Below are 18,748 nucleotides of genomic sequence, written 5' to 3' on the forward strand. Positions count from 1 at the left end.
CACTCAGTGGCAATTTTGCTGCATATAGGCAAAATCCAGTGCTATCAGTGCTCCCGCTTTCCTGAAGCAAATGGCCTGCTTGCTATCGATCACCAGAGTAAACGGCAATGCACCAGTGCGATTGCCCGCTGCGCGCATTAAGCCACTGACATTCATGCCCGACCTTAACACGGTGGATTGGACTGGATGTTGATCAATAAAACGTTGGGCCAATGCCGCTGCGTCGGTATTGACTAGCCATACACTCCATGTGGAATGGCGGGCGGCAAACTGGTCCAGCGCGGGTAATTCATGGATGCAGGGAGGGCAATCCACTCCCCAGAAATTGACCAGGGCTGGTTTTGGCGTATGCCTCAGATCAACAAAACGACTGCCATCCAGGGTGGGCAAAGTGAATCCCCAGGGTCCTTCACCTGCATATGCGCAAATGTGCAGCATGCCGATCAGGAGGACGATAAGCCCACGCTTCACAGTGACACCTTGAACCCAGCATACAGATAACGTCCACGGCCCGGCCCCCATAGATGGGTGAAATCTATGCCGCCAGCCCCGTCTATCCAGAGAAAGTTTTCGTAGTCCGTCTGCTTGAAGTCAAACAGGTTGTCTGCCCCGGCATACAAGGCTAGCCGCTTGTTTATCTGGTATTCAGTACGCACGTCGGTGGTGGAATAGGAGGGGCTTTTATCGCGTTTGCGGCTGCCATCAAAATTGTAGCGTGGGTTGTTCTCGTAATCATAAAACTTGGCAAGGTCATGTGGCCCAGTCCAGTTCAGTCGCAGGTAGGCTGTCCAGGGGCCGCGCTCATAATCGACGGTAAAAAAGGCCCTGGCTTCCGGCCGTGAGAAAATCAGCGTACCCGGTGCAAACTCATAATGGTAGCGCTCACCGCCTATGCTCAGCACAGTGCTGGGCGTGAGTTGATACGACATATTGATGTCCACGCCCTGCACCACAACCTTGTGCGGCGAGTTTTCAAACAGGGTAACGGTGCCAGTGCCGCCAGCAGGGTCCGCCACGCCTGGGGTCAATGTAGCCATATGATGGATACGGTTATAGTTGTATGAGCTGGTGACCGCGAGGCGTTCATTCGCATAACTCAGGGCATAGCTGAGGTTATCGGATTTTTCCGGTTTATCCAGCATGCGGATGATGCGGATATCGTCGAGTATGCCGTGGTCCTGCTCAAAGAAACTGGTGGGCGCACGAAAGCCACGACCCATGCTGAAGCGGCTGCTGATCTCATCGGTATGGTGATAGAGCGCATTGAATCGCGGGGAAGTGATATTGCCAAACACATTATGGTGATCCAGCCGGACGGATCCATTCACTTCAAGTTTTTCATCCAGATAAGTACGGTAAGCCTGCAAGAACATTGCAGGGGTGCGATAGCGATAGTTATCCACCCCTTTGACATTGGTGTTGTTGGCGGCGGAAAAGCCGTGGCTGCGTAAATCTTCAAAACGGTAATTCAGGCCGGCGGTGAGCAACCATTCCGCAACCGGAAACTGATAGGACGCCTCTGCATAGTATTGCTGCTGCTTGGCCTTGTAAGTGGTGATTTCGTAAAAACTATCCTGCTTATGTTCGGCAGCGCCAAATGCCAGTCTGAGCTTGCCTGATCCCAGCAGTTTTTCTGCCGAGGTAACCAATTGGTAACGGTCAGTGAATATGATCTCGGATAGCCCAGCCCGTCCTTGGGTGTAGGGCTGAAATACCCCGGTATCGGGGACAGTCCAGCCATTACTCGCGGGTGAGCCATGCCGACCGCGACTAAAGTCAAAAGGGTTGCCAGTTTGATCTGCCTTGATGGCACTGTAATGTGTTCCCAAGGCACCACCACTGCGTTGCTCATCCACCACATCCAGTCGCCCACGCACCTTGAAGCCTCCCAGGTCATCGGCAAACCAGCCCAGGCCAAGCATTTTCCTGTCATAACCGGTGTACTCAGAAACACCTTCACCACTTTCATCTACAGTGTCATGTTGATTCTTGCTGAAGGTAGCAGTCAATGCCCCATTTTCCAGGTTTTTGGCGAGATAGCCTTCATACAGTCTGGCACCATAGCTGCCGCCCTGGATGCGTAATCTCGCCATGTCCTGAGTCGGCCGCTTGCTGACGATGTTGATTGAACCAGCAAGCGCTTCAGGCGCGATGAGGCTGGCCCCGGCACCACGTGCTATATCAATGCGCTCTATGCCCCATACACTGACGCTATCAAGGCCATAGGCCGAGGACACGGAGGAGTAGATAGGGATGCCATCAATCATCAGCGTGGTGTACCGCCCGGGCAGGTTGTTCAGCAGCACATTGCGCACATTGCAGATTGAGCATTCCACCTGAACAGCAATCCCTGGTTGTTTTTCCAGTGCTTCAGTCAGGTTGGTGGCGCCGGATTGCTCGATGCGACGCTCACTGATTGATTCTGTTTTGACGATGTCTTCCCGCAATGCCCCTGGACGAGTAGAGCCCTGGTTGGTCTTGCTTTTGATCGTAATGGGATCAAGCACCAGAGTGCTGGATTCTTCTGCACTGGCCAGCGGACTGAGCAAGGCCAGGGCAATGGCAAGAGAGGTGGAAGCATGGGGCATGGGATTGGCAGACATAAACAAAATCATCTCACATTATTGTAAATAATTATTATTAGCAATAATGGGCTGCCAAGTGAATCCAAACGATGCTTATTTTTCAAGCGAGTAAGGCAGTGGCAGTAATGTCAGCACCTGGTTTTGCCAGGATACTGGCCCATTTTCCACGCTTTCCAATCGTAGTTCCGCCAATACATCAAACCCACCTTCTGGGTGAGCGGCAGATCGCACAATTTGTCCGGCAGCAGTGCCACTGGCGTCCTGTAATTCATCGCCAGCCTTGGGTTGGCTGTCAGTCGCAATATGGGCGAGGTGGGTGCGACGCTTTACTTTGCCCAAGTAGTGGGTCCGTGCCACAATCTCCTGGCCGGTGTAGCATCCCTTCTTGAAGTTAATCCCGTTCAGCAGATCCAGGTTCACCATTTGCGGCACAAAGGCTTCCTGAGTGGCAGACACGATGTCAGGGATGCCTGCATGAATCTCGCGCCAGTCCCAATCTGCCTGGTTGGCAGGCGTGGCCTGTGTACTGAGCGCAGACCAAATCGTGGCTGCTTTCTCGGTTGGGGCGATGATTTCATAGCGGGGCAGAGTGCCAGGCAGGCGCAATACGATCACGTCATCAAATGCAGTCATGGCATATTCAGCTGCAGGCACATCACCAAACAGTGCATGCAAGGCGCTGGTGGCTTGTTCGCCAGCAAGACCCAGGCGCACAGTGGTATCACTGCTGTCAGTGATGACTACCTTGGAGCGCAATACATACATTCTCAAACGCTTGCTGATGGCTTCCAGCAGGGCACGGTCAAATTGCAGGTAAATTTTATCTTGCCGGGAGAAGGCGAGGAACAGCGCCAATAACCTGCCTTTAGGAGTGCAATAGCCACTGTAATGACTTTGTATGCCATCCAGTTTCTTCACGTCATTGGTGACTTGCCCCTGCAGGAAGGTAACAGCATCTTCTCCCTCCAGCGACAACAGCCCATAATGTGAGAGGTCGGTGAGGATAGTCGCATTGGCAGCGGGTTTGTGACTGAAGCTGGCAGTGTGATCATTAACGGATGCGCCCTGGGTAAGCAGGAATTCGTGCCATAGACTCATGAAGGATCCTTGGTAAAAGCGGTGAAGATGCAAACAACAATGCGACATTATAACGTGAAGCCGTTGACCCTGACCTTGCAGTCATCGCGCAGACTAGTCTGGGCCTTTGTCGTGGCAGGTTTGATCGCAATCGCTATCCCATGGATGCTACCACTACCATGGTGGATCAGCTTGCTGATGCTGCTGACGATCATCTGGGAAGTGATACGTCAGATTCGGCGTGAAGGCTTGCGGCTGCATCCTCATGCCTGTGTCCGCCTGGAGTTGAGCAGAACGGGAAAACTGACGATGGTGACACGCGACGGAGAAAGGCAAGAGGGGCAGGTATTAGGCAGTAGCTTTGTTCACCCGTATCTGACTGTACTTAACTTCAAGCTGGAGCGTGGCAGGGCGTGTTGTGTCATCGTGCCGGATGCGGTTGATCCGATTGAGTTCAGGCGGTTCAGGGTATGGCTGCGTTGGGGTAGGCATGAGAGCACGGAGGAGAATGAGCATTCATCAGGCTAACAACAAACTACGCAATCTTCATTGCGTATTGAAATACTTATAGGGTTGAATACATTAAGTTTTATATGATTAATAATTCAATTTTATGATGTCAAAATATTGAATTCCAGTGAAGTCCAATGAGATCATGCATGGCGCGCAATAGCTAAAATAAAGCCCTCTTGCGAGGGCTGGGAAATCAGTAAGCTTGGCTATGGGATTACCTTTTTAAGCAACGGCGATCCCAATAACTATCAAATTGATTCCTTTTGAATTCCTCTACTTCTAGAATTGGATCAGAAGGTTCTATCCACACCGAATTAAAACGTTCAGTTTCTGTATCGTAAACCTTGATGAAGCGAACCCATTCCGAGTTCGCTGTCCTGCGAATCTCACCACAGAGGTTAAGGCTATCGCTGAACTCAGTCACAATCGTCACCCTGAATTCCATGTTTTCACGGCTGGATTGCCCTTTCAGGATATCCTGCTTGGCATCTTCCTCGAATATTTTTTTATCCGAATACGAGTTTGCATGGGCTTGGCATTGAAATACCATCATCCATGCCGACAAGGCAATTGCGAACAACTTCATACTATTTTCCTGACGATACATAGGGCTGGGATTGTAATGCATGGATGAGCTTGGTTGGTTTTATTCAACTTTCCATTGACGAATAGTCCGCCTGGGTCGCAATCACCAACAGGCTTGGAAACAATTCCCTTATTCGACCCAGCCCAAGAGTTATATGGCTAGTTGACTGTTTTTCGACTCAAGATTCGCCTGACTAATTTACTCAGGCGTTGTGGCGCATACGAGCTGAGCACTAGCAAGCCGGAAACCAGTACCAGCAGCCAGTCTATCTGCATGGGTGAAAAATCACGTTTGCTTGGTTTAAGGTCGCTCATCGCGGACTTCACATTCATCATGCTTTCACCATTGATATAAGTTGCACCGATTTCCTTGCTTAGCTTGAGCAGGTACTCCTCATCCAGCGTGGACTGATATCTGTCATTTTCCGTGCTGGCAGTGCCATCATCCCGGTTGCCGAAGTTCTGCTGCGAGATTTGTGCAATGCCGGGTTGCATGGTGAAGTTCTCGGCAGACCAATAGCCAATGACTTTGTTGCTTTCATCCAGCTTGGGAATAGGCTTGGCATCTTTGCTGCCTATGCCCACAATCAACCAGCCATTGCCACCCTGGAAGTTGCTGAGATCGCGGGTGTTGAAGGCATGCAGACGCGGCGCTTCTTCCCCGTCAGTAAAGAATATCGGCTGGGTTGGTTCCGGCATGGTGCGTAATAACCGGCTGAGTGAGTCTGTGCCTTCTCGCAGGCGGCTATTGCCAGACCACGCCTGGCGCCATTCAGTCCGTGCAATCGTGTCCTGGATGGCAGCATAATTGGCACAGACCTCAATCGGGGTATAGAGCGCGGCCACGCTTAGCCCAGAAAAGAAAGTCAGGCTGACCCGGCTACCGCACGGCATGCCGGCCACCAGATCATGCATCATGTGTTTGGTGTATTCCAGCCGTGTGACTTCCTTGCCGCGCCAGAACATGCCCTTGGTATTCATGCTCTGGCTGATATCAACGACCAGCATGTAACTGTAGATATTTCGTGGCATCGGTACCGTGGGCTTGAACGCAGCTGCCACCAGCAGCAACAGCGCAATTGCGAGCAGTGCGGTATCGCGATGGAAGTACCGACGCAGTAATGAAAACATGCGCTTGAACATATCGGCCTTTAAGGTAAACCTACAGGGATATTGCCCATGATGAGGCCTGGTGAGTCAGATTCGCCTACGCCTGGAGTCGGGGTTGCCGGCAACATGCTCAATACGCGGTCAAGATTATGTTTGGCATCCCAAAAGGTGTGATCCAAGCGCAACGATTGCTCATAAGCTGTCCGTGCCTGATTGAGCAAATATTCTGTTTCGTCTCGCACGGTGATGTCTCGTCCATTCACCGCCAGGCCGCGTAAAAAGAAAATGTTACCGGTGTTGAATTGCACCGCTGATTTTTGGGTATCAGATCCTTGTTCGAGTAACTGGCCGAATAGCTGAGTGGCTTCCTGAAAACGACCATTCTGGGCCTGCCAGTACGCAACAGCAAATTTGGCCTCATAAGATTGCTTGTGGCTGGTGGGTGTTTTGCCTTCCTTGATTGCCTGGTTGAATTGGCGGATTTCCTGAATTTCATTTACCTGCCATATCGCGATGGCAGCAGATATCACGGCGACTCCCGCCAGTATCAAGGTCAGTTTTTTTGCGCTTAATGCCATGTTCTTACCTCAATGAATTTTGCCGCCAGCAACAAGGCCAGCAGACATGCGGCCAGGGCATAGCAATAAGGAGAGTAGTCACGCCCAGGGATTTCTTCCATGTAGCGGATGGGTTTCTTTTCCTTGCGGTTGATATCTTCTATCGCTGCTGCCAATGACTTGGGATCTTCAGCTTCATACGCCTGATAGCCGGTGTTCAGGGTTTTGAAGAACTCATTCAGTTCAATCGATGGTGGCAGTGGCTTGTCTTCAGGAGGTTTGAAGCTGGTATCAAAAATACTGATCGCCCCTGGTTGACGCAGCACTATCCAATATAGGGTGACATTCATACGCTCCAGCCAGTCACGGACTTTTTGCTGAATATTGGCGCCAATACGACCACCGCCATCGGATAGCAGAATGATGGCGCGTGAACCTGAGTCTGGTGTCTTGTCGAATTGTGCCAGGCCACTGGTGAGACCACTGCCAATATTGGTTTGGAACAGGGCTGCACCGCCTGCTGCACGGATGGCCGCCAGAATGGCATCACGATTGTCATTGAGCGGAAGTGCATGGATGGCCGAGTTGCTGAAAGTGACCATGCCGAACATATCGTTAGTCCGCTCCTTTACAAAACGGGTGATCAATCGCTCAGCCGCACCGGCTTTTGATTCTCCAGCCACACCGCTGGACTCAGCCCCTGAGAATGGGTCATCCATGCTGGCGCTGCGATCTATGATCAAGACCAGTTGTGCCCCTTGGCCGATGCGCTCTATGTATTGGGCATCAGTAACAGGCCCAGCTACGCCCAGCGTCATGAAGAATAATGCCAGGGCTGCCAGTATCTTGAGCAGCAGGCCGAGCAGGTCGGACAGGCGGTCACGTGGCAACAGGCCCAGCCAGGAGTAGCTGCGACTATGCTGACGTTCCAGCAACAGCGGTATGAGTGATAAAGGCAATAAAAACAGTAGCCACAGGTGTACGAAGCTCACTTACTTCAATCCTCTTTCACAGTCACGGCAGCGGCGGCTGAACTTGCGTAACCAGATAGGCGGCGGATCCTGAATAGCGCTGGGAGTAGATGCATCAAAAAACACGGCGCGGGACAGCAGGAAAAATTGCTCGATTTCCTCTCTGATAGGCGAAAATCCGGGTTTCTGGCTGATGAATTCACTGGCAGTAAATACGCTTTGTCCACTGCTTTGGTTGAAGGCTTGGTGTAGGCTGCTAATGGCTGACTTGATGCCATGATCGTCATCGCTGGATTTGCGGACCTTGCGATTGGCCTTGGCAAATGGCCCGCCCATGCGTGGCAACCAGGAACGATTGCCCAATATGTAGAGCAGTCCTAGCAGGGAGAAGCTGAGTACCCCGATCGCGGTATTCAGGGCCTGGCGATGTACGCTGTCATCCAGCAGTAGCGGGCCGCGCAGCTGGCTCATGTCTTTTTCTATCTTGACCGAGCCATACACGGCCAGGGGAGAAATGCGGAAACTCCAGCTCGGGATACGCACGCGGAACAGTTTTCCATTGCCGGCAAACTTGACGAACTCAGGTGGCAAGGCCGCTGGCTTGGCGACAATGCTGGAGCTGAATACCTGGTAATTGAGCACAAGTGTGTAGATGTTAAAGCCACCACGATGGCTTTCACTCATCTTGCTGGAATAAATCTCAATGCCTTGATCCTTGTTGCGGTATTTTTTCTGGTTGCCCACCAATGGCAATGAGGTGGGTAGCAAGTGGTAGGTGTCCGCAACCTTGAGGGTGATGGTGCGCTGCAACACATCTCCCACGTGATAGCCTACTTCGCGTTCCGGGTTGCTTTCTGTAATTTCGACTGGCGGATCATCCTTGCTGATGGCGGGTTCTGCAGCCCACGCCAGTGACAGGGAGCTTAGCAAGAGCTGGGAAAGCACAATAATAGTGGATAGTTTCATGGTCATGCCGTCACAAACTGGTAGAAGTATTCGGTCAGGGCATCGGCATCAAAGCCTTGCTCAATAAAGAACGGCGGCAGATCGTAACGCATGAATAATGCAGTTAATGCAGCGTGTCGTTCGGCAAATGCGGCTTGAATGCGGGCATGAGTCCCTTTACGCAATAACAGCGTGCGTTTCTCGCCGGTTTCACTGTCTGTGACATGGGTCAAGCCGAACTCTGGCATGGCTTTGTACTCGGCTGCATCCCACAGCACGATGGGCACCACATGATGGCGTTGCATGAGTATCAGCGCCTCTTCTATGATCTCCAGTGGCATGTGGAAGTCAGATACCAGCAAGACCAGGGAACGTTCCCGTGGCAAGTGTTGGGCAACGTCGAGCAAGCCATTGCCATCGACATGAGCCGGGCGATAGTGCTGCAATTGATCTGCCAGGGCATACGCTGCCTGTACCCGTACGCTGGGCAGACTGATCCAGTCTTCTCGTACGACATGATCAAACCCGATAAAGCCAAAGGGGTCATTGATCCTGGAGGCGGATTGCGCAGCAGAGGCAGTAATTTCTGCGGCTGTTTTCAGCTTGTTGGTATGGCCGGAAAATCCCATGGAGCCTGACAGGTCACACGCCACAAAGATGGGCGTAGCGCTACGCTGGTTGTAGATACGGACAAATACCTGTTCCATGGGGTCACGCAGGCTCAGGCGCAGGTCGATGCGACGAGGATCGGGATAGGCAATCAAGGGCGCATGGCCAACAAAGTCCATCCCCAGTCCACGCTGCGCACTGACATGGCGGCCAGGATGGCGGCCACGGGAGCGCCACCCCACCTGGTAGGTAAATTCTTTTGCGAGTTCAGGCACCATGGTTCCAGCCCTGCTTTATGGTGCGGTAATGGAGCGGATGAGCTGATTCAGCAGTTCACGAGCGATTTCGCTACGGCGCATTTCATAGATCGGGCTGAATACCAGCCGATGGGCGATGGTTTCATGGAAGACCGCATGAATATCTTCAGGAACTACGGCATCCCGATTATTCAACCATGCATTCACACGGGCCGCCCGCATCATCATGGCGATTCCGCGTGGACTGGCACCAGCCAACACCAGGCGCTTGATGTCCACCCCTTCGATCTTGATGCCATATTTGGCCGGGGTGAGCGTGGCCAGCCAGAGGTCAAGCGCATAGCGGCGCAATGTCGGACTCGCTTGTACGCTGGATTGAATCAACTCTGCAATCTGGTTCAGTTGGTCAAACTGCAGGATATCGGTACTGACATGGCTGACCAGCGCATCCACATCATGGAAGCGCGTGTCAAAAATCAGCGATTCCATGATGTCGGCATCATTCGGCACCAGAATCGGTATTTCCATCATAAAACGGTCACGTGCAGCTGATGGAATCTCGAAAGTTTCTTCTTTTTCCACCTGGTTGCGATCGGCAAATACCAGCATATGCGGAAAATGATGCTCGCGATTGAACGCAGACAGTGTGCGTTCCGCCATCACCCGCAGCAGCAAGGAGTGCACTTGTGGTCGAGCACGATTGATTTCGTTAAAGAAAAATACGGATAGGTTGGTGCCGTGAGATAATAGTGGCCCAGGGCTGACGTGCGGGCGACCATCGTCACCAAGATAGGTATGGTAAACCAGATCGTTGGGCATCAAGTCTATGGTGCCTTCTATCCGCTGATAGCCGCCACCGATGCCTCGGGTAAAGGCACGTAACAAGGTGGTTTTGCCGACACCCACGTCGCCTTCAAGTAACACATGGCCACGAGCGAAGATGGATGTGGTGATCAGGCGGACGGGGGTTTGCTGACCTACGACGACTTTATTGACTTCATTTTCCAGTTGCAGCGCTTGTGTGCGCCAATCGGCCAGTTGACGGTCGCTCATTGGTGAATTCCATAAGAAGTAGGGTTGAGGCTGGATGCCGGAATTTTTCCCGTATGGTATGGTTTTTAATTCATGGTGTAAACAGATCGGTATACCTGTTTTGCTGAAGTAGGCAATTCCACTGCATAAAAGGCTTGTGGCGAAGTTCTTAAAGTAGCTTGTGCTCCCGTTATAACCCGATGTAGCAGTAGTGATGGCTGGAGTTGATCCATTGTTTTTTTAAATAGTTTCACTGTCTGGGCTTTTGTTAAACAGCATTTCAGGCGAAAATAGCGAAATTGATAAGTACAGAATAATTAAATGCAAAAACAGAATAGTTTTACCTTTGAAGAATTGCTCTCATGCGGGCGTGGCGAGATGTTTGGTCCAGGCAATGCGCAATTGCCATTGCCCCCCATGTTGATGTTTGACCGGATCGTCTCCATAACAGAGGATGGCGGCAGATATGGAAATGGCCAGATCGTTGCTGAGCTGGATGTCAGGCCTGATCTTTGGTTTTTTGGCTGTCATTTTGAAGGTGATCCGGTGATGCCGGGCTGTCTGGGTCTGGATGCCATGTGGCAGCTGGTAGGATTCTACCTTGGCTGGATGGGTGGTCCTGGTCGTGGTCGTGCGCTAGGCTCCGGGGAAGTGAAATTTTCTGGTCAGGTGTTGCCTAGCGGTAAGCTGATTACTTATAAGATCGACTTGAAGCGTGTCATCATGCGTAAGTTGGTCATGGGTATTGCAGATGCCCGCATGGAAATTGATGGTCGCGAGATTTACGCAGCCAATGATTTGCGTGTTGGTCTGTTTACACGCACCGATAATTTCTAGTCGTGTTTAGCAGGGCATAAGGTCCTGCGGCGATGGTTTAACCGTCGTTGTATCAACGAATTAATGTGGGAGAACACGCAATGCGTCGTGTCGTCGTCACCGGGATGGGCATTGTTTCCAGTCTTGGTAACAACAAATCTGAAGTGCTGGACAGCCTGCGTGAGGGCCGTTCCGGTATCACGTTCAATCAGGAATATGCAGATCATGGCCTGCGCTCGCACGTCGCGGGCTCAGTCAAGCTGAATGTGCAGGAGCTCATTGATCGCAAGCTGATGCGGTTTATGGCCAATGGTCATGCCTATGCATGGATTGCCTTGCAAGAGGCGATTGCCGATGCCAGCCTGGGCGAGGATCTCGTCTCCAATGTGCGTACCGGCATTATTGTCGGTGGTGGTGGGCCTTCCACTGACAGCATAGAGCAGAGCAATGCTGTGCTGGCAGAGAAAGGTATCCGCCGTGTTGGCCCCTATATGGTGACCAAGGCCATGTGCAGCGGTATTGTCGCTACTCTGGCAACGGGTGCCAAGATCAAGGGTGTCAACTACAGTATCAGTTCCGCCTGCTCTACCAGTGCCCACTGTATTGGTGCCGGTGTCGAGCAAATCCAGCTTGGCAAGCAAGATATCGTGTTTGCTGGTGGTGGTGAAGAAGAGCACTGGACCTTGTCTTACCTGTTTGATGCCATGGGCGCGATGTCGAGCAAATACAATGACACGCCGGACAAGGCTTCTCGTACCTATGACCAGGCACGGGATGGCTTCGTGATTTCTGGCGGCGGCGGGATTGTCGTGTTGGAAGAGTATGAGCATGCCAAGGCACGTGGTGCCAAGATATATGCCGAGGTCGTGGGCTATGGTGCCACCTCTGATGGTTACGACATGGTGGCGCCTAGCGGTGAAGGAGCAGTGCGTTGCATGAAGCTGGCGTTGCAGGGCGTGGATGAGGTGGATTACATCAATACTCACGGTACCAGCACGCCAGTAGGCGATACCAAGGAGCTGGAAGCCATCCGTGAAGTATTCGGCAGCGGTACACATGGCAAGGTGCCGGCGATTGCTTCTACCAAGTCACTATCCGGCCATGCATTGGGTGCTGCGGGTGTGAATGAGGCGATTTATACCCTGCTCATGATGGAAAACAACTTTATCGCAGCCTCTGCCAATATCGAGACACTGGATCCTGCAGCAGAAGGTTTGCCTATCGTGACCCAGCGCATTGATAACGCCAATATCCAGACCGCACTATCCAACAGTTTTGGCTTTGGTGGCACCAATGCCACACTGACTTTTTCGCGCAAGAACCTGGCTTAGACACAACTGCAGGCGACTATCGCCTGCAGTCTTCCCGCTTGGTTTGTTGTCTGCAAGGGTCGCATGAAACTTTACGAAAAACTCGTGCATGATATTGCCGAAGCTATCCGTGCAGGCATACTGGTGCCGGGCGAAAAACTGCCCTCAATACGTCAAGCCTGCCTGAACCACAAACTCAGTCCCGCCACCATCTTCAAGGCTTACTACGAACTGGAAAACCTGGGCCTGATTCGCGCCCAGCCCAAGTCTGGATATTACGTCAGCAACCATGTGCTCAAGCCGCTGGCAGCGCACAACACTCCATTGCCTGAACACGACAGCATGGCAGTGGCTGTCAGCGATATGGTATTTTCGATTTTGAGTTCCATGAAGGATCCTGCCACCGTTCCCCTGGGTTCTGCATTTCCGTGGCCAGAGCTATTTCCGCTAGAGCGCCTTTCTCGCTCGCTTGCCCGTGCTACCAAGCATATGGGAGCAGCTGAGATTGTGGAGTCGTTGCCGCCTGGTAACCGCCACCTGCGTAGACAAATTGCCCAGCGATATATCAATACGGGGATCCAGGCTGATGTCGATAGCATCGTGATTACCAACGGCGCGTTTGAAGCCTTGAATCTGTGTCTGGAGGCTGTCACCAAGCCAGGTGATCTGGTGGCGATAGAATCGCCAGCCTTTTATGGCTGCCTGCAGGCGCTGGAACGCCTGCAACTGAAGGCAGTGGAAATCCCGGTGGATCCGGTGCGTGGCATGGACCTGGAGTATCTGGAGCAAATGCTGGAAAAATGTCCGATACGGGCCTGCTGGTCCATGACCAGCTTCCAGAATCCCATGGGGGTTTCCATGCCGCCCGAGCGTAAGCAGGCATTGGTGGCGCTGATCACGCGCTACCGGATCCCGCTGATAGAAGATGATGTGTATGGCGAGCTTTATTTTGGTTTGCAAGCGCATAAACCAGCCAAGGCGTATGACGCCGAGGGATATGTCATGCATTGCAGTTCATTCTCCAAAACGCTGGCACCTGGTTATCGTGTAGGCTGGACCTTGCCTGGGCGCTATGAAAAAGAGGTGGAGCGGCTCAAGGTCATTACGTCTCTTTCCACCAGCACCATTGCCCAGGCGGCCATTGCGGATTTCTTGCAACATGGCGGATATGACCGTCATTTGCGCAAGCTGCGCGCGGGTTTTGAACTGCAGCAGCACCAGTATCTACACCTGGTGGCAAAGCATTTTCCTGAAGAAACCCGCGTGACGCGCCCCAGTGGAGGCTATTTTTTATGGGTCGCACTGCCTGAGTATGTCGATGCGCTCTTATTGTTTCAGCGTGCCCTGGAGCAGGGTGTCAGTATTGCCCCTGGGCCTATTTTTTCTGTCAGGCACCAATGCCGCTATTGCATCAGGCTGAATTACAGCAAGCCTGTTGGGCCAGATATAGACGCGGCATTCAAAACCCTGGGGCGCTTGATGGCTGCCATGAGGCCAGTAAAGTAAGAGCCGATAGCAGCTGGGATTTTCCGCATAACAATGCAGGCATGAGTAAGGCGAGCAGGGTTGTTTCGTGCTGCGTATCGCTTGCTGCAGTCGGTGGCATTAGAGCGAGTCACAAGCCCTGAAGGTTGCCGTTTTGGCTTTCAGGGTTGGTGATTCCATAGCCTGTTTCAGTATTTATTTTGCAAAGAAACTGACCCTTAACTTGTGCGCCGCCTCAGGCTGTTTATGCGGCGTGATGGTGAGGCTGAAGTGATTGGTGCCCATGCCTGGCGGTAGTGATACGCTGAAGTCGCTGGTATAGGATTTCCCTGCAGGCACTGCAATATGCTTCCATCCCTTAAAACTGTTGTCAGGCAAGCCGCTGCTATGGATATGATAGGTTTCCGGCTCGGCAGTTTTGTTGGTAATGCGCACCTGGTAGCGGTTGCGCAAACTGCCGTCGGAAAGTTGTGTCACCAGGGGTTGTCTTTCCTGCTGCACGATCACGGTATAGGGTTCCAGCGAGCTGGCAATATGCCAGGTAAATAGACCACTAGCGGCTAGCAGGCTGATGTAGCTTGCGCGTTTGATGATAGACCAGCGTTTCATATCCTGATCCACTTCCTTAATATTCTCATCGCGGTCAAAGCGGATCAGTCCGCGTGGAAGCTTGATCGAGTCCATGATGTTATTGCAGGCATCTACGCATAGTCCGCACGAAATACAGCCAATCTGGAAGCCTTTGCGTATGTCCACGCCGGTAGGGCAGACATTCACGCAGTAATTGCAGTCTATGCAATCGCCAAAACCTTGGTCTTGCCTGGCTTGCGGGGTCTTGAGTTGTGTTGTGGGGGCCTGGCGTCCTTTCATGCCTTCTCCGCGTGCCTGATCGTAGATCACGGTGACAGTGGAGGCATCTTGCATCACTCCCTGAAATTTACCGTAAGGACAAGCCACGAAACAGACATCTTCGCGCGCAAAACCCGCAGCCACATAGGTGGTGGCAGTCAGCACGGAGATGGTGATGTAAGCTGCGATTGCAGCCTGCCCTGTGAAGATAGCACCAAGCAGCGTATGCGCATTGGCAAAGTAAAGGGTAAAAGTAAGGGCGGTGGCAAATGACAGCAACAGCCATAGCGCATGGGTGCTACCCAATAACGCCATTTTCTTTACACTCCAGGGTGCATTGCTAAGTCGCTTTTGCGCTTGCGCTTCGCCTTGTATCCATTTCTCGATAAAACGAAATGCATCCGTCCATAGTGTCTGGAAGCAAAAGAAGCCGCAGAAAATGCGGCCAAACATGGCAGCGGAAACAAATAGCAAAATAGCGGCAAACACCATGATGCCCAATAACACCATCAGGTCTTGCGGATATAGCACCAGGTTGAATATATAAAACCGGGAATTCTGGATATCCAGCAAGATGGCTTGCCCGGTACCTGAATCATTGTTCCATCGCAGCCATGGCAACAGGAAATAGACAGCGAATGCCGCATTGAGAATGATGGACTTGATATTACGGTAACGCCCTTTGACACTGTAAGGAACAATAGGGATGATCCTCCGTACCGTGTTGCGTGTGGATACTGTGGCTTCGGCTTGCATAGCAATTCCTGGAATTTATGATGCTATGCAAATAATGGGGGTAAAGCACGATGTATTACAGATTCAGTTATGATTTAAAAAACCATATCAGATTGTATGGGGCTATTGATGGATATGGGTTTTATTAGCTAGATAATCAATGCCGCAGCTACATGGCGGCCTTCTGCCATCAGGATGTTATAGGTGCGGCAAGCGGCGACCGTCGTCATGCATTCAATACTGATGCCAGCTTGTATCAATGTATGGCTGACGCGAGGATGCAGGAAGCGATGAGTCGGGCCGGTGCCTAGCAGAATGACTTCTGGCTTGAGGCTAATCAACTGTTCGAAGTGTTCGGATGCCAGGCTGTCGAAGTCTTTGACGGGCCAGTGCTCAACCAATGTGGCAGGTAGCACGATCATGCTACTGTCATGTCTGGCGTGATTCACTTCCACCCAGCTGTCGCCATATCCGGTAATCAATTGGCTGCCAGCAGCCTGTGTCAGATGTAGTTTCATGTCCAGAGAGATTTTGTCTTGAAAATTAAAGCGTATAGAACACGGTGGCACACAAGGATTACCCTTCAATTGAATGCCAACTCAAGGTAAGATAGCACATTTTTCGAATCCGAATTTAGCGGGCCACTCCATGCAACCAATTGCCAAATCCAGCAAGCTCAATAACGTGTGCTACGACATTCGAGGCCCGGTATTGGCGCGAGCGAAGGAAATGGAGGAGGAAGGGCACCGCATTATCAAGCTCAATATCGGTAACCCGGCCCCATTTGGGTTTGGCGCACCTGAGGAGATTCTGCAGGACGTCATCCGCAACATGGATTCTGCCTCGGGTTACACCGACTCTAAGGGGCTGTTTGCTGCGCGTAAAGCGATTATGCATTACACGCAGGAGAAGAATATCCGGGGCGTGCATATTGATGACATCATCATCGGTAACGGTGTTTCCGAGCTGATCGTGATGGCCATGCAGGCGTTGCTCAATAATGGTGACCAGGTGCTGGTACCCATGCCGGATTATCCCCTGTGGACTGCCGCAGTGACGCTGGCTGGAGGCGCAGCACGTCATTATCTCTGTGATGAGCAAACTGGCTGGTTGCCAGATCTCAAGGATATGGAGAACAAGATCACCGCCAATACCCGCGGTATTGTCCTGATCAACCCGAACAATCCCACTGGTGCCCTGTATCCGCGCGAGATACTGGAAGGCATCATAGAGATCGCCCGTCATCATGGTTTGGTGATCTTTGCTGACGAAATTTATGACAAGGTGTTGTACGACGGCAATACGCACACGTCGATTGCCTCCCTTGCCGATGATGTGCTGTTTGTCACCTTTAATGGTTTATCCAAGAATTATCGTACTTGTGGTTATCGTGCTGGCTGGTTGGTGATCTCGGGAGAGAAGCGCCATGCTGCCGATTATATTGAAGGCCTGAATATGCTGGCCTCTATGCGTCTCTGTGCCAATGTGCCAGGGCAACTGGCGATACAGACCGCACTCGGGGGATACCAGAGTATAGATGACCTGGTAGCGCCGACTGGCAGGCTGTGCAAGCAGCGCGATCTGGCCTACAACATGCTTACCGAGATTCCAGGTGTCAGCTGTGTAAAGCCCAAGGCGGGCCTTTACCTGTTTGCACGACTGGATCCAAAGGTATACCCGATCAAGGATGACCAGCAGTTCATCCTTGATTTACTGCTGGAAGAAAAAGTGTTGCTGGTGCAAGGTACTGGGTTTAATTGGCATTCCCCAGACCACTTCCGTGTGGTGTTCCTGCCTAATCTGGATGACCTGACCGAAGCTTTTACGCGTATTGCACGCTTCCTTGAAAACTACCGCAAGCAGCACAGTACCATCGCGTTGGTTGATAAAAAAGAGACAAAACAGCGCAGTGTGCAAGCCTGATGGCAGGCTGTGCTGACTACCGTTTGAAAAAAGCAAGAGAGCTGGAAACTTAATGAAACCCATCAATGTTGGTTTGCTTGGCATCGGCACTGTCGGTGGCGGCACCTATACCGTCCTTACCCGTAATCAAGAAGAAATTGCCCGCCGTGCCGGTCGTCCGATCCAGATCACCCGCGTGGCTGATCGTAATCTGGAATTGGCGCGCAAGCTGACCGATGGCAACGCTGAAGTGACCGATGACGCATTTGCGATTGTCGCAGATCCCACCATTGATATCGTGGTGGAATTGATAGGCGGCTATACCGTCGCCAAGGACCTTGTGCTCAAGGCCATAGAAAACGGCAAGCATGTGGTGACGGCCAACAAGGCGCTGATTGCCCTGCACGGTAACGAGATTTTTGCCGCGGCACAGAAAAAGGGCGTGATTGTGGCTTTCGAGGCTGCTGTAGCTGGAGGCATTCCTATTATCAAGGCAGTGCGTGAAGGCTTGGCAGCCAATCGTATCGAGTGGATTGCGGGCATTATTAATGGCACCACCAATTTCATCTTGTCCGAGATGCGTGAAAAAGGCCTGGCATTTGCAGATGTGTTGAAGGAAGCCCAGCGCCTGGGGTATGCCGAAGCAGATCCTACCTTTGATGTGGAGGGGGTTGATGCAGCGCACAAGCTCATGATCCTGGCCGCGATTGGTTTTGGTATTCCCATGCAGTTTGACAAGGCTTATGTCGAGGGCATCAGCAAGCTCGCTGCGGTGGATATTCGCTACGCTGAAGAGCTGGGCTATCGCGTCAAGTTGCTGGGCATTACCAAGCGTACTGACAAGGGCGTGGAGTTGCGCGTGCACCCCACGCTGATTCCTGAAAAGCGTTTGATTGCCAACGTCAATGGCGCCATGAATGCGGTGCTGGTGAAGGGCGATGCGGTAGGTCCTACCCTCTATTACGGGGCAGGTGCAGGCGCCGAGCCTACGGCCAGTGCAGTGGTAGCTGATATCGTTGATGTGACCCGTACCCACACTGTGGATGCGCACCAGCGTGTGCCACACCTGGCGTTCCAGCCTGACCAATTGGTGGATCTGCCCATACTGCCTATAGGTGAGGTGAGCAGTGCCTACTATCTGCGTTTGCGTGCAGTCGACAAGCCAGGTGTGCTGGCCGATGTGACGCGTATCCTGGGTGATCGCCAGATCTCTATTGACGCCATGATCCAGAAAGAACCACAAGAAGGTGAAGATCAGGCTGACATCATCATTCTGACGCACGTCACCGTGGAGAAGAACATGGATGCTGCCATTACCGAGATTGAAGCCTTGGATGCGATTACGGGCAAGGTGACGCGTTTGCGTATGGAAGAGTTAAGCCGATAATAAAGAAAGGGTGGCAAAGCTTA

The 18,748-nt window shown here is 52.1% G+C and carries 18 protein-coding genes; 6 read left to right on the top strand and 12 right to left on the bottom strand.

Annotated elements, in window-relative coordinates:
* Positions 1–3 precede the first annotated feature (3 nt).
* The 3 genes from LG201_RS01390 to ygfZ form a co-directional block, all read right to left on the bottom strand.
* On the bottom strand, positions 4–471 hold the full coding sequence (locus tag LG201_RS01390) for a TlpA disulfide reductase family protein (RefSeq protein WP_226770395.1): 468 nt from the start codon (positions 469–471) through the stop codon (positions 4–6).
* Entirely contained in the window at positions 468–2,603 is a 2,136-nt protein-coding gene (locus LG201_RS01395; RefSeq protein ID WP_226770396.1) for a TonB-dependent receptor plug domain-containing protein, read from the bottom strand. The genes LG201_RS01390 and LG201_RS01395 overlap by 4 nt, the downstream gene beginning before the upstream one ends.
* A 75-nt stretch (positions 2,604–2,678) precedes the next feature.
* Complete coding sequence (gene ygfZ / locus LG201_RS01400; protein ID WP_226770397.1) at positions 2,679–3,683, bottom strand: CAF17-like 4Fe-4S cluster assembly/insertion protein YgfZ; 1,005 nt, start codon at positions 3,681–3,683, stop codon at positions 2,679–2,681.
* Between the two features lie 27 nt (positions 3,684–3,710).
* Between ygfZ and LG201_RS01405 the strand changes: the two genes are divergently transcribed.
* A complete protein-coding gene (locus tag LG201_RS01405) occupies positions 3,711–4,190 on the top strand; it encodes a protein YgfX (RefSeq protein WP_226770398.1) in 480 nt (159 codons plus the stop codon).
* 199 nt (positions 4,191–4,389) lie between these two features.
* Here LG201_RS01405 and LG201_RS01410 read toward each other — a convergent pair whose 3' ends face one another.
* From LG201_RS01410 to LG201_RS01440, 7 genes are all read right to left on the bottom strand, one after another.
* Positions 4,390–4,761: a hypothetical protein gene (locus LG201_RS01410; protein WP_226770399.1), complete on the bottom strand. Its 372-nt coding sequence runs from the start codon at positions 4,759–4,761 to the stop codon at positions 4,390–4,392.
* Between the two features lie 158 nt (positions 4,762–4,919).
* Positions 4,920–5,891 (bottom strand): vWA domain-containing protein, encoded by a 972-nt coding sequence (locus LG201_RS01415; protein ID WP_226770400.1) that lies wholly within the window; start codon positions 5,889–5,891, stop codon positions 4,920–4,922.
* Positions 5,892–5,911: 20 nt separating this feature from the next.
* Positions 5,912–6,448 carry a hypothetical protein gene (locus LG201_RS01420; RefSeq protein ID WP_226770401.1) on the bottom strand — a complete coding sequence of 179 codons (537 nt, stop codon included), beginning with the start codon at positions 6,446–6,448 and terminating at the stop codon, positions 5,912–5,914.
* Positions 6,439–7,419 carry a vWA domain-containing protein gene (locus tag LG201_RS01425; protein WP_226770402.1) on the bottom strand — a complete coding sequence of 327 codons (981 nt, stop codon included), beginning with the start codon at positions 7,417–7,419 and terminating at the stop codon, positions 6,439–6,441. Before LG201_RS01425 ends, LG201_RS01420 begins: the two co-directional genes overlap by 10 nt.
* The gene (locus LG201_RS01430; protein ID WP_226770403.1) at positions 7,420–8,364 is read right to left on the bottom strand and encodes a hypothetical protein; all 945 of its coding nucleotides are present in this window, start codon (positions 8,362–8,364) and stop codon (positions 7,420–7,422) included.
* A 2-nt stretch (positions 8,365–8,366) separates the two neighbouring features.
* Positions 8,367–9,230 carry a DUF58 domain-containing protein gene (locus tag LG201_RS01435; RefSeq protein WP_226770404.1) on the bottom strand — a complete coding sequence of 288 codons (864 nt, stop codon included), beginning with the start codon at positions 9,228–9,230 and terminating at the stop codon, positions 8,367–8,369.
* A gap of 15 nt (positions 9,231–9,245) precedes the next feature.
* On the bottom strand, positions 9,246–10,262 hold the full coding sequence (locus LG201_RS01440) for an AAA family ATPase (protein ID WP_226770405.1): 1,017 nt from the start codon (positions 10,260–10,262) through the stop codon (positions 9,246–9,248).
* A 300-nt stretch (positions 10,263–10,562) separates the two neighbouring features.
* Between LG201_RS01440 and fabA the strand changes: the two genes are divergently transcribed.
* From fabA to LG201_RS01455, 3 genes are all read left to right on the top strand, one after another.
* Positions 10,563–11,078 carry a 3-hydroxyacyl-[acyl-carrier-protein] dehydratase FabA gene (fabA, locus tag LG201_RS01445; protein WP_226770406.1) on the top strand — a complete coding sequence of 172 codons (516 nt, stop codon included), beginning with the start codon at positions 10,563–10,565 and terminating at the stop codon, positions 11,076–11,078.
* 80 nt (positions 11,079–11,158) lie between these two features.
* Positions 11,159–12,388, top strand: a complete 1,230-nt coding sequence (fabB, locus tag LG201_RS01450) for a beta-ketoacyl-ACP synthase I (RefSeq protein WP_226770407.1) — start codon at positions 11,159–11,161, stop codon at positions 12,386–12,388.
* Between the two features lie 63 nt (positions 12,389–12,451).
* A complete protein-coding gene (locus tag LG201_RS01455) occupies positions 12,452–13,873 on the top strand; it encodes an aminotransferase-like domain-containing protein (RefSeq protein WP_226770408.1) in 1,422 nt (473 codons plus the stop codon).
* A gap of 174 nt (positions 13,874–14,047) precedes the next feature.
* Here LG201_RS01455 and ccoG read toward each other — a convergent pair whose 3' ends face one another.
* Together ccoG and LG201_RS01465 are read right to left on the bottom strand one after the other, a co-directional pair.
* Complete coding sequence (gene ccoG / locus LG201_RS01460; protein ID WP_226770409.1) at positions 14,048–15,457, bottom strand: cytochrome c oxidase accessory protein CcoG; 1,410 nt, start codon at positions 15,455–15,457, stop codon at positions 14,048–14,050.
* Between the two features lie 128 nt (positions 15,458–15,585).
* A complete protein-coding gene (locus tag LG201_RS01465) occupies positions 15,586–15,954 on the bottom strand; it encodes an Mth938-like domain-containing protein (protein ID WP_226770410.1) in 369 nt (122 codons plus the stop codon).
* 130 nt (positions 15,955–16,084) lie between these two features.
* On the opposite strand from LG201_RS01465, the gene LG201_RS01470 reads away from it, so the two are divergent.
* Together LG201_RS01470 and LG201_RS01475 are read left to right on the top strand one after the other, a co-directional pair.
* Positions 16,085–17,359, top strand: coding sequence for a pyridoxal phosphate-dependent aminotransferase (locus LG201_RS01470; protein ID WP_226770411.1), 1,275 nt, complete (start codon positions 16,085–16,087; stop codon positions 17,357–17,359).
* A gap of 52 nt (positions 17,360–17,411) precedes the next feature.
* Complete coding sequence (locus LG201_RS01475) at positions 17,412–18,725, top strand: homoserine dehydrogenase (protein WP_226770412.1); 1,314 nt, start codon at positions 17,412–17,414, stop codon at positions 18,723–18,725.
* Positions 18,726–18,748 lie beyond the last annotated feature (23 nt).

This window comes from Methylobacillus gramineus, from assembly GCF_020532675.1.
GTDB lineage: Bacteria > Pseudomonadota > Gammaproteobacteria > Burkholderiales > Methylophilaceae > Methylobacillus > Methylobacillus gramineus.